10 protein-coding genes are annotated in these 12,169 nt (G+C 58.2%); 2 read left to right on the top strand and 8 right to left on the bottom strand.

Annotated features, from left to right (window positions below):
- Positions 1-14: 14 nt before the first annotated feature.
- The 8 genes from NI40_RS06530 to mntR all read right to left on the bottom strand — a co-directional run bounded on the left by NI40_RS06530 (position 15) and on the right by mntR (position 9,923).
- Entirely contained in the window at positions 15-1,337 is a 1,323-nt protein-coding gene (locus tag NI40_RS06530) for a PTS sugar transporter subunit IIC (RefSeq protein ID WP_033145007.1), read from the bottom strand.
- A 51-nt stretch (positions 1,338-1,388) separates the two neighbouring features.
- Positions 1,389-2,765 carry a glycoside hydrolase family 1 protein gene (locus NI40_RS06525; RefSeq protein ID WP_039261435.1) on the bottom strand — a complete coding sequence of 459 codons (1,377 nt, stop codon included), beginning with the start codon at positions 2,763-2,765 and terminating at the stop codon, positions 1,389-1,391.
- 148 nt (positions 2,766-2,913) lie between these two features.
- Positions 2,914-3,954: an aldo/keto reductase gene (locus tag NI40_RS06520; RefSeq protein WP_039261433.1), complete on the bottom strand. Its 1,041-nt coding sequence runs from the start codon at positions 3,952-3,954 to the stop codon at positions 2,914-2,916.
- Between the two features lie 102 nt (positions 3,955-4,056).
- Positions 4,057-5,580 carry an efflux transporter outer membrane subunit gene (locus NI40_RS06515; RefSeq protein WP_039261432.1) on the bottom strand — a complete coding sequence of 508 codons (1,524 nt, stop codon included), beginning with the start codon at positions 5,578-5,580 and terminating at the stop codon, positions 4,057-4,059.
- The gene (locus NI40_RS06510; protein ID WP_033145003.1) at positions 5,580-7,151 is read right to left on the bottom strand and encodes a DHA2 family efflux MFS transporter permease subunit; all 1,572 of its coding nucleotides are present in this window, start codon (positions 7,149-7,151) and stop codon (positions 5,580-5,582) included. Before NI40_RS06510 ends, NI40_RS06515 begins: the two co-directional genes overlap by 1 nt.
- Positions 7,148-8,242 (bottom strand): HlyD family secretion protein, encoded by a 1,095-nt coding sequence (locus NI40_RS06505; protein WP_039261431.1) that lies wholly within the window; start codon positions 8,240-8,242, stop codon positions 7,148-7,150. Before NI40_RS06505 ends, NI40_RS06510 begins: the two co-directional genes overlap by 4 nt.
- Positions 8,243-8,343: 101 nt before the next feature.
- Positions 8,344-9,453, bottom strand: coding sequence for an anion transporter (locus NI40_RS06500; RefSeq protein ID WP_039261429.1), 1,110 nt, complete (start codon positions 9,451-9,453; stop codon positions 8,344-8,346).
- Positions 9,450-9,923, bottom strand: a complete 474-nt coding sequence (mntR, locus tag NI40_RS06495; RefSeq protein ID WP_023310887.1) for a manganese-binding transcriptional regulator MntR — start codon at positions 9,921-9,923, stop codon at positions 9,450-9,452. Before mntR ends, NI40_RS06500 begins: the two co-directional genes overlap by 4 nt.
- A gap of 183 nt (positions 9,924-10,106) precedes the next feature.
- Between mntR and mntS the strand changes: the two genes are divergently transcribed.
- Both mntS and NI40_RS06485 read left to right on the top strand, forming a co-directional pair.
- Complete coding sequence (mntS, locus tag NI40_RS06490; protein ID WP_014831181.1) at positions 10,107-10,235, top strand: manganase accumulation protein MntS; 129 nt, start codon at positions 10,107-10,109, stop codon at positions 10,233-10,235.
- A gap of 283 nt (positions 10,236-10,518) precedes the next feature.
- Positions 10,519-12,102: a phosphoethanolamine transferase gene (locus NI40_RS06485; protein ID WP_039261427.1), complete on the top strand. Its 1,584-nt coding sequence runs from the start codon at positions 10,519-10,521 to the stop codon at positions 12,100-12,102.
- Positions 12,103-12,169: the final 67 nt, after the last annotated feature.

Genomic DNA, 12,169 nt, shown 5'->3' with positions numbered 1-12,169 from the left:
GTTCTTCCTTTCAGTTAGTTTTCTATCCCGCTGTTTTTCAACGCCACTCTCTCGGCAATCTTGAGGAAAGGCAGGTAGAAGAATACACCAAATACGATGATTGCCAACTGCACCACCACCGCCCGCCAGTCCCCTGCCGTGGCCAGCCAGGCGCTGAGAATGGGCGGCGTGGTCCACGGGATCATCACCACGCAGCGCGACATTAACCCCAGCGTGGTACAGAGCCAGGCGAAGTAAATGCCGATGGCGGGCAGCAGCACAAACGGGATCATCAGCGGCAGGTTAAACACGATCGGCAGGCCGAAAATCACCGGCTCGTTGATGTTGAACAGACCGGGCGCCAGCGACAGACGCGCCACCTGCTTCGCCGATTTTTGTCGGGAGAAGATAAAGATGGCGATCAGCAGCGAGATCGTGCTGCCCGTGCCGCCCACCATGCCAAACGTCGGCACGAAGATGTTGTTGATGATATGCGGGATGGGCTGGCCGTTGGCGAAGGCCAGCATGTTCTCGTTGGTGTTGATCAGCAGGAACGGCTCCAGCACCACGCTGTTAACGACTGACTGATGAATACCGAGCGTGAACAGGAAGTTACCGAAGCTGTAGATGAAAATCGTCCCCGGCAGGCTGGTGTTAATCAGCCGCAGCGGCTGCTGGATAAAGGTGGTAATAAGATGGATCAGGTCCGTGTGCAGCACGTTTGCCAGTATCGCCGCCAACACCGCGAACAGGGAGAGCGTGAGAATGGTCGGGATCAGCGCGGTAAAGGATTTGCTCACCGCCGGAGGCACGTTTTCTCCGAGGGAAATGTGCAGCGCCTTCAGGCGCGAAATGGCGATAAACACTTCCGTTGAGAGCAGCCCGATCAGCACCCCGGCGAAAATCCCGGTTGAGCCAATATTGGTGAACGTCAGCACCTGGGTGATGTTCACCGCGGCATCGCTGCCGACAGGCGTAATCTGCAGGCGCATCGGCATCATGATGATGAAGCTGCTGACGGCGATAACCACTGCCGAGACCGGATTGTCGAAATCTTTGTTGCGCGCCAGCGACCAGGCAATCATCGGGGCCAGCAGCAGCGCGGCAATGTTCAGCGTGCCGTTGATAATCGCCTCGCCCCACACCTTAAACTGCGCGAGCGTGTCGCCGTGAAAAATCCACGGAAATACCACGTTGTTCACCAGCACCGCCAGACCGGCGAGGATGAAAATCGGCATCACCGTGGCGAAGGCGTCGCGCAGGGAGCGCAGGTGCACCTGATTTGCCAGGCGCGCCGAGAACTCAACAAACTTATCGACAAAAGACTGCATGTGCGGTGTTATTTTTGTTTCAGACATAGCGGATAGTTCCCATCAATCAGTCACAAAAACGGCCCGGCAGCGTACGGCTTACATCTCGCGTCCGTTGGTATGGATAACCTGTTTTAACCACGCGTAGCTCTTCTTCGGCACGCGCTTCAGGTCTTTCAGGTCGTGGTTTTCCCGATTGACATAGACCACGCCGTAGCGCTTACGCATGTCGCCCTGGGAGCTGAGAATGTCGATTAACCCCCAGCCGAGGTAGCCGATGACCTCTGCCCCGTCCTCGAACATCGCCTCCTTCATGGCATTGATATGCGCCCGGTGGTAGTCGATGCGGTAGGTATCCTCAATCGGATTGACGCCGTCCCAGGACTCAATCACCCCGATGCCGTTTTCGATCGGGAAGACCGGCATCCGCCAGTCGTTGGCGTAGCGGGTGATGATGGTGCGAAAGCCCAGCGGATCGATCTGCCAGTTCCACTCGGTGGCCTTCAGGTACGGGTTGTTTTTCTCGCCGTGCAGCAGGTAATAGTTCACCGGCGTGCCTTCCGGGATCGCATCGCTGTCCAGCGTTTTGCTGGCGTAGTAGCTGAAGGCCATATAGTCGTTTCTGGTGCGCGCCAGCAGCGCTAAATCCTCGGCGCGGTAGATATCGCCAAAGCCCTCCTGCTCCACCACCGCCATCACCGCCGGGCTGTAGCCCTGCCCGGCGAAGACGCGCAGCAGGTTCTGGTTGAGGAACTCGTCGTACTGCTGGGCGCAGAAGATATCGCGCGGTTTGCAGGTGGCCGGGTAGATCAGCTGGTGCGCCAGCATGCCGCCCATCAGCTGGCCCGGTCTGGTCTGATGCAGATATTCGGTCAGCGCCATGTGCGCCACCATCGTATGGTGCTGCAGCTCGTACAGCTCGCGCAGGGTTTTGTCGCCGTGCATATAGCCGGAAATGCGGAAGGCTTCAGGCATATGGAAAATGTTCTGCTCATTGAAGGTCAGCCAGTACTTCACGCGGTCGCCATAGCAGTCGATCATCTTTTTGCCGTAGCGGATAAAGGCCTCCATCACGCGGCGGTCGTTGAAGCCGTTGTACTCCTGCGCCAGCGCCAGCGGCATATCGAAATGGTACAGGCAGACCATCGGCTCGATGCCGCGGGCGATGAGATCGTCAATAAAGCGGTCGTAAAACGCGATGCCCTCGTCGTTGAACGCGCCGTCGCCCTGCGGGCAGACGCGGCTCCATGAGATCTGAAAGCGATAGCAGTTCATGCCCAGATCCTGCATCAGGTCGAAATCTTCCCGGTAGCGGTGATAGGAGTCGGTCGCGACTTTCCAGTCGGAGACGTTCTCCCCGGCTTCGCGAATGTCGTACACTGACATGCCTTTCCCACCCTCATTCCATGCGCCTTCCGTCTGCATGCTTGACACCGAGTTACCCCATAAAAATTTGGCCGGCAGCGAATTGTTCATGCTCTCTCCCTATATGACTAGTCATTTAAAATTTCATGACTAGTCATATAGGCGAAGATGAAATGGGGATCAAAGAGGAGGATCGTTTTTTGTGAGCAATACGGGAAAAAAAGCCCCGGTTAGCGATGCACTACCGGGGCAAGGAAGGTTATTGTTGCGCGAGCTGATTGCGGCGATATTCCCCCTGCCGCTCCAGCATCCAGCCCGGGTATTCGCGCGGCAGCGCGCTCACCGTATCAAGCTGCTTGAGTTCGTCTTCGCTCAGTCGGATCCCGGTCGCGGCGATATTGTCGTCCAGCTGTTCGACGCGTTTCGCGCCAATGATGACGCTGGTCACCGCTTTCTGATGCAGCAGCCACGCCAGCGCAATTTGCGCGACGGAGACGCCCTTGCTTTCGGCGATAGTGCGCATCACGTCCACACAGTCGAAGGCGCGTTCTTTGTTCACAGGCGGGAAGTCAAACTCCAGACGGCGACCACCGGCTTCACTCTGCCCGTCGCGGCCATATTTTCCGCTCAGCAGACCGCCCGCCAGCGGGCTCCAGACCATCAGCCCGACGCCTTCGCTCTGCATCATCGGTACCAGTTCGCGCTCAAGATCGCGTCCGGCAATGGTGTAATACGCCTGCAGCGACGCGAAACGCGCCAGCCCAAGACGTTCAGAAATACCGAGCGCTTTGGCAATCTGCCACGCCGCCCAGTTCGAGACGCCGATGTAGCGCACGTGGCCGTGCTGCACCAGGTTATCCAGCGCGTAGAGCATTTCTTCAATCGGCGTTGCGGGGTCGAAGCCGTGAAGCTGGTAGAGATCGATATGATCGAGCTGCAGGCGGCGCAGGCTCTCCTTCACGCTGCTGATGATGTGATAGCGCGAGCTGCCGCGCGAGTTCACCCCTGCCGTTCCCGTTTCGCCGAACACTTTCGTGGCAACCACCACGTTCTCGCGAGGGATCTTCAGGTTTTTCAGCGCCTGACCGGTGATCTCCTCCGAGCGTCCTTCCGAGTAAACGTCCGCGGTGTCGATAAAGTTGATCCCAGCATCCAGCGCGCGGCCCACCAGCTGCTCGGCTTCACTTTGCTGGAGCTGGCCAATCTTGCCCCACATGCCGCCCTCACCGCCAAAGGTCATGGTGCCGAGGCACAGTTCAGAAACAAACAGACCGGTGTTGCCCAGTTTTTGATAACGCATAAGTTATTCCTCGCATGTCGATTGGGTACCCGATAGTTATACCCGCCCCTCAGCCATCGCGAATGTGGTGTTCCTGTCCGTTTCTTGCCCAATCCTCTGAATTTATCCGCGCGGGGCGTCGCCAAAGACGCTGTATTCTGGTAATTGCACCTGCTGATACGGCTCCCAGCCGCCGCCGAGGGCCTTGTAGAGCGCCACCAGATCGAGCGCGCTCTGCACCTGCGCCTGTGCGCGCTGCTGCTGGGCCTGCGCCAGCTGACGCTGGGCGTCCAGCACGTCGATAAAGCTGGCGATCCCCTGCCGGTAGCTGTCGCTCGCTAAATCAAAGGCGTTTTGCAGGGCGTCGATCGTTTTTGCGAGACCCGCTTCACGCTGCTGGTCGGTGCGATAGCTCACCAGCGCGTTTTCGACATCGCCGAGCGCGGTCAGCACCGTCTGGCGATAGTCCAGCACCGCCGCCCCCTGCTGCGCGCGCGCCACCTTGACGCTGGAGACCAGTCGACCGCCCTGGAAGATGGGAATGGAGACCTGCGGGCCGAAGCTGTAGAAGTGGCTGCTCCAGTCGGTCAGCCAGTTGGTTTCGCTGTTGCGCAGGCCAAACTGCCCGGAGAGCGTAAAGCTCGGGAACAGCTCCGCCACCGAGACGCCGATTTGCGCCGTGGCGGCATGAAGGTTCGCCTCCGCTTCGCGCACGTCCGGACGGCGTCGTGCCAGCGTGGACGGAATGCCGGTCTGCACGATATCCGGCAACGCCGGCATCGGCTGCACGCTTTGCAATTCCGCATCCAGCGCCCCTGGCGGCTTGCCGAGCAGGATCGCCAGGCCGTTCATCGCCTGCCGCTCCTGCGCCTGATATTGCGGAAGCTGTGCTTCAAGGTTGCCTAACTGCGCCCGGGCGTTTTCCACATCCATCTGCGGCGACAGCCCGCCCCGCTGGCGGCTTTCGGTGAGATCCAGCGTCTGCTGCGCGCTTTTAATCTGGGTGTTCAGCGTGGCGATAATGCTCTGCGCCCCGCGCAGCTGGAGCCACGCGCGCGCCACTTCGGCCTCCAGCGACACCAGCGCGTCGTTACGCTGCTCGATAGCGGCCTTCTGCTGCGCTTCGGCGGCTTCCACCTGACGACGCACCTTGCCCCACAGGTCGATTTCCCACTGGGCGTCGAAGCTGCCCTGGTAGAGATTAATCGGCTGCGTCAGCGGCCCCAGCGCGCCCTTCAGGTTGGGATCGATACTATCCACCTGGTCATACACGCCATGGGATTTCAGCTCTCCTTCCAGACCAAGCTGCTGGCGCGTCGCCTGCAGATTGCCGTTGACCGACGGATAAAACGCCCCGCCCGCCTGATTAATCTGCTCTCGCGCCCCGGCGATGCGCAGCACCGTCTGCTGCAGCGTCAGGTTTCCGGCAATGGCGCGCTCAACCAGGCTGTCCAGCTGCGGCGAGCCGAAGGTCTTCCACCAGCGCGGATTGGTCGCAGCGGAAGTAGTTTGCGATTTCACCGCGCTGTCGCCCTTATCGTTCCAGTGCGTAACGGCGGGCGGCGCAGGCTGCTTGTAGTCAGGCCCAACGGCGCAGCCCGCCAGCAGCATCATTATCATCAGGGGGTGTAAACGTCTGCGTATCATCAATGTGCTCCTGCACTCCCCTCGCTCTTAACCGGCGAGAGCAACAAACAAAACGGAATCAGTAACAAGGCCACCGCGCTCAGGATGGTAAAGACGTCGATGTAGGCCAGGAAGCGCGACTGCTCGATCATGGTCTGGTACATGCGTCCGGTGGCGATGCCGGTGGGGTCGCCCACCTGGGTGGTGAAGTTCTGGATCGCCTGGGCGCTTTCGCGTATCGCCTGCTGGAACTGCTCGTTAAGCGGCGAGGCGTGGTACGCAAGGTGCGCGCTGTGCGCCTGGGCGCGTTCGGTGATGGCCGCCGTCGAAAGGGATATGCCAATCGAGCCCGCGACGTTGCGGAACATGGTAAACAGCGCCGCCGCATCGGCATTCAGCCGCCTCGGTATTGAGATAAACGCAATCGTCGTGAGCGGCACAAACAGGAACCCCAGCCCTATCGACTGGGCGCTGCGAAACAGCACCAGGGTTTCGAAGTCGATATCCGGCGTCAGCGTTCGCGACCAGAAGAACGACACCGCCAGACAGGTAAATCCAAAGGCGATAATCCAGCGCGTCTGCACCACCGGCATCAGCTTCAGCACCAGCGGAATGGTTAACACAATCAGCACCGCCCCGGGCGACAGCACCAGCCCCGACCAGGTAGCGGTGTAGCCCAGATCCTGCTGCGCCAGCTGCGGGATCACCACCGAACTGCCGTACAGGATCATCGCCATCCCCGCCATCAGCAGGCTGGAGATGGCAAAGTTGCGGTCCTTCATGCAGTGCAGATCCACCACCGGCTTTCTGGCATACACCAGCCAGTAGATGGCGCCGATAATGCCGACAAGCGTCAACACGCCGAAGGTGCGGATAAAGTTCGAGTAGAACCAGTCCTCATCTTCTCCCCGGTCGAGCATCACCTGCAGACAGCCCAGCCCCAGCGCGATCAGGCCGATCCCCGTCCAGTCGATAGTCAGCTTCTCTTTTGATTTGCTCTCCCACGGCGGATCTTCCAGCAGCTGGTAGATCGCCAGCACCGTGACAATCCCCACCGGAATGTTGATAAAGAACACCCAGCGCCAGGAGTAGTTGTCGGTGATCCAGCCGCCCAGCGTCGGGCCGAGCACCGGCGCAACGATAATCGCAATGGAGGACAGACCAAACGCTTTGCCCCTGTCTTCGGGTTTGAAGTAGTCGAGCAGCACCGACTGCTGCGTGGGCTGCAGCCCGCCGCCAAAAAAGCCCTGCATCACGCGGAACAGGATGATCTGCCACAGCTCGGTGGCAATCCCGCACAGGAACGAGCAGACGGTGAACATGACGATGCAAATCAGGAAGAACTGCTTGCGGCCAAACACCCGGCTCAAAAACGCCGAGATGGGCAGCACGATGCCGTTCGCGACCAGATAGCTGGTTAACACCCAGGTGGATTCGTCATAGCTGGACGAGAGCGAGCCTGCCACGTGGGGCAGCGCCACGTTGACGATGGTGGTGTCCAGAATTTCCATGAATACCGCCAGGGTGACGACAATCGCCACCGCCCACGGATTGCTGGCGGGTTTCCAGCTGTCGTGGCTGTGATCCGTCATTCCACCGTCACCTTCGGTGCAACCGACAGCCCCAGCGGCAGCGGTTTGTTTGGATCCAGGCCTTTATCAATCACGATTTTGACCGGCACGCGCTGCACAATTTTGACGAAGTTGCCGGTGGCATTTTCTGCCGGGAAGGCGGAGAAGCGCGAGCCGCTGCCCTGCTGGATACTGTCGACATGGCCCTCAAGCTCCATATCCGGCCACGCGTCGACGGACACGGTGACCTTATCGCCCGGCTTCATGCGCTCGAGCTGCGACTCTTTAAAGTTCGCGACCACCCACACGTTCGGGGAAACCAGCGAGAACAGCGCCGTCCCCGCCTGCACCAGCGTGCCGGGCTGCACGTTGCGTTTGGTGACAACGCCGTCGAACGGGGCGCGGACTTCGGTATAGGAGAGATTAAGGTTGGCGGTTTCCAGCTGCGCTTTAGCCTGATCGACCTGACGCTCGCGCGCTTCAACGTTGGTTTCCTGCTGGCGGATTTGCAGCTGGACCTGCTCTGCCACTTCCAGCTGCGCCTGAGCGCTGGCCAGCCCTGCCTGTGCGCTGCGCAGCTGTGCGTTCGCGGAATCGATACTTTGCTGAGTGGTCGCACGCGGGTCGACGCCGCGCTGGCGACGGTACTCTGCCTGCGCGTTCGCCAGATCGGCCTGCGCTCTCAGCACCTGCGCTTTGGCTTCGTCACGCTGGGCGGGATACTGGACTTTTGAAAGCGCCAGCTGCGCCTGCGCCTGATGCAGCTGCGCGATAGCCAGCCCAAGCTGGGCCTGAGCCTGATCGCGCTGCGCGGTGGTGTCCCGCGGATCGATAACCACCAGCAGATCGCCCTTTTTCACGCGCTGGTTATCGCGCACGCGCAGCTCGGTAACGTAGCCCGCCGTTTTGGGGGCAATCGTCACCACGTCGCCGTCGGTAAAGGCGTCGTCGGTCGTCTCTTCGTTACGGGTTAAAAACCACCAGACCAGCGCCACGACGACCATCACCACCACGACAATGCCGAGGATAATTAACGGTTTCTTGCCCGGGCGCTTACGCTCATTATTGTTTTTGTCCTGCTCGTCAGCAGGCGGGTTTTGATCTTCAGCCATAGTTCAGCAACGGTCCTGTCAGTGAGCGGCATCACACTATGCCGTTCACTAAAGCTAGGACGTTGCTATACGTTTGCCAGGAAAAACTGACAAATTGCGCACTATATGAGAAGGAATATTCCGAAACCGATCGCCGCGGCCCAAACCAGCATCGGAATCGACCAGACGTGGAAACGCCACCAGATACGACGGTCGTTGGCCATGCGCAGAGCGATCAGGTTTGCCAGCGAGCCGGGCAGCAGCCCAAACCCGCCGATGTTCACCGCCCAGGCCAGAAGCGTATCGGGCGGAACATAGTTGAGCAGCAGAATGGTGGACGGTACGTTGCTGATAAACTGCGACAGGCCAATCGCCGTCAGCCACAGTCCCGGCTGAGACAGCGTGCTGACGCTGTGCAGAACGTTTTGCAGCACCGGAAGCTGGATAAGGAGATGCACATCAATAAACATCGCCATAAAGACCAGCAGCAGCGTCCAGTCCACGCTCACCAGCACGCGACGCGCCAGGACGACAAACCCCGCGGCAACGAGCAGGACGCCCGCCAGCTCATACTTCAGCTCCAGCGCGAACAGAAAGACGATGTATAACCCGAGACAGCTCCACACCAGGCGCGGCTGCCACTGCGGGCCGGTTGTGCCGCTGTGGTACTGCAGCTTTTTATCCGGAAACGCGAACCAGCACACCGCCATCAGCGACAGCATCATCACCAGCGCCAGAGGGGCCATCTGCCAGGTAAAGGCGGCGAACGACAGCCCGGACCGTCCCCAGAGAAGGATATTTTGCGGGTTGCCGATTGGCGTCAGAAGCGAGCCCGCATTGACGGCCAGCGCTTCAAAGATGATCAGCCGGCTGACGGGGATCTCGCAAAGCTTACGCAGCGTGAGCGTGAGGGGCACGATGATAAACAGCGCCACATCGTTGGTCAGAAACGTCGACAGCACCGCGGCGGAGAACACCATAAACAGGGACAGCCTGCGCTCGGTGGCAAAGCGGCGCACCATTTTACGGCCCAGAACGTCAAAGTAGCCACTCAGCTCGACCCCTTTGGTGAGCATCATCAAGCCGCTCAGGGTAATAATGGTGCGCCAGTCAATTGCGGCGGGCCAGGCGTGTGGCGCAAACGGCACAAAGAGGCTTAACCCTGCGCCAATGATTAATAAGAGATGGAAGAAACGATCGCGTGCCAGGGCCTGCAGTCCGGGGATTTTCATTCAGCGGAGGGACCATATTTAAGGGTAAATTCGCGGAACTTCACCAGCGTCTCTTCGCTGACGTGGTGTTCCATGCCTTCCGCATCCCGGCGGGCGATTTCCGGGCTGACGCCCAGCACCAGCAAAAAATTCTCGACAAGCTGATGGCGCTCGCGGCTCTCCTGCGCGAGTTTCTCCCCTTCCGGCGTCAGAAAAACACCGCGCCAGGGGATCATTTCAATTAAGCCCACGGAAGCCAGGCGTTTTAACATTTTAGCGACAGTTGGCTGTGAAACCCCCAGCCTGGCGGCCATATCGACCTGGCGCGCTTCACCGACCTCACGAATCAGATCGGAAATGAGTTCAACATAATCATCAATCAGTTCACGCCGGTGCGCTTCACGGACCTGGCGAAAACCTTCGACATGTTCTTCAACATTCACCAGTTGCGTCGTTTTCCTCATTGTCGGATGACCTGCGCGACGGTTCATTGTACTTCCTCAGTGGGGTGACGCTTCCAGCGCCCGGTTTGGAGAGCGCACATTGTAAACCATAGCTCCGCAAGCACAAAAAATTAACGAAATAGCCATAGCTATACAATATAGCCTGTGCTATATCTGTATGTAATGCAGTCACCCTTCACGGATCGAAGGGATCAAAACTCAGGAGGTCTTATGAACGAATTCAAGAGGTGCATGACCGTGTTTACCCACTCTCCCTTTAAAGTGCGCTTAATGCTGTTGAACATGCTGTGCGATATGTTTAACAACAAACCGCATCAGGACGACAAACCTTCCCACTAAGCGGCGTTGCGGTACGCCGCTTCATTTTCCCGTCACAATCTCGCTCTAAACTGGCTTCCAGCCGCCTTATTCCCGATCTTTTTTACGGATTTGCAGTCCCCTTCGCAAAACATCTGCTTAGCAACTGTTGATATTCTTTAGCGCTCGCACTATCTTCTTGCAGCCCTGCACAATTTGCGGCTCGCTGAAGCGGACCCTCATTCCCTCTCCACGCACTGTCAGGCAGGTTATGACCCTTGACGCCAGGGTGAGCACATGGCGTTTTCATCCATGATAGTGACCTATGAATGTAACCCTGATAGATACCGTTGTGACCCGCAGCCGGGCCTTAAGCCCGTGGACGGGTTTTTACTTTTTGCAGTCATTGCTGATTAACTTTGCGCTGGGTTATCCCTTTAGTCTGCTCTACGCGGTGGCTTTCACCTGCGTTCTGCATGTGCTGTGGCGAACCGCACCGCGCGTGCAAAAAGCGTTAATCGGGATCTGCTCGCTGGTCGCTGCACTCTATTTCCCGTTTGGTCAGGCTTACGGCTCGCCAAACTTTAATACCCTGCTGGCGCTGCACTCGACCAATATGGAAGAGTCAACGGAGATCCTGACGATCTTCCCGTGGTACAGCTACGTGGTCGGGATCTTTATCTTCGCGTTGGGCGTCATCGCCATCCGCCGTCAGCCGGGCGAGAAAAAACCCTGGGGTAAGATCGAAATACTCTGTCTGGTGTTCAGCGTTGCCGTGGCGTTTGTCGCTCCCATCCAGAATATTCCCTGGGACGGTAAGCTAAGGCTCACCAATATCGGCTATCCGGTTTTCCGCTTCGTGAAGGACGTCGTTGTCAATAATAAAGAGGTTCTCGACGAGCAGGCGCGCATGGCTGAGCTTTCCAATATGAAAGACACCTGGAACGTGCTGGCCGTTAAGCCGAAATATCACACCTATGTGGTGGTGATTGGCGAAAGTGCGCGTCGCGATGCAATGGGAGCCTTCGGCGGACACTGGGATAACACACCGTTTGCCAGTTCGGTTAAAGGCACGCTGTTTACCGATTATGTCGCGGCCAGCGGCTCGACGCAGAAATCGCTCGGCCTGACCCTAAACCGTGTCGTCGACGGCAAACCCCAGTATCAGGATAATTTTGTCACCCTGGCAAACCGCGCGGGTTATCAGACCTGGTGGTTCTCCAATCAGGGGCAGATTGGCGAATACGATACGGCCATCGCCAGTATCGCCAAACGTGCCGACGAAGTGCAGTTCCTGAAGAACGGCGACTTTGAAGCCGACAAAAATACCAAAGACGAAGCGCTGTTGAAAATGACGGCACAGGTCTTCGCCACTCCGCGCACCCAGCCTCAGCTGATCGTCCTGCACCTGATGGGATCGCACCCGCAGGCCTGCGATCGGACCGGCGGGAAGTACGCGGAGTTCGTGCAGTCCAAAGAGACCTCTTGCTATCTCTACACCATGACGCAAACCGACGACCTGCTGAGCAAGCTGTACGATCAGCTACGCAATACGGGCGACAGCTTCTCCATGGTCTATTTCTCGGATCACGGGCTGGCATTTAAAGAGCGTGGTAAAGAGGTGCAGTATCTGGCGCACGATGACAAGTTCCAGCAGAACTTCCAGGTGCCGTTTATGGTGCTGTCGAGCGACGATAAAACGCATCGCGTGATTAAAGCGCGCCGTTCGGCAAATGATTTCCTGCAGTTCTTCTCGCAGTGGACGGGAATTACAGCCGAGCAGATAAAAACGGCTTACCCGTTTGTCTCTAACAAAAAAGCTTCCCCAGTTTACGTTACCAACTTCAAGTTACAGAAAGTTGACTATAACCATCTGGGTACGGATATTTTTGATATTAAGAGTAAGTAATTGCCGTCTCGTGCGGACTGATGCCCTCACCCTGGCCCTCTCCCACGGGGAGAGGGAACAAACACTA

This window comes from Enterobacter sp. E20 (assembly GCF_000801755.2).
Classification (GTDB): domain Bacteria; phylum Pseudomonadota; class Gammaproteobacteria; order Enterobacterales; family Enterobacteriaceae; genus Enterobacter; species Enterobacter asburiae_B.
This window is presented reverse-complemented; position numbering and strand designations above follow the sequence as displayed.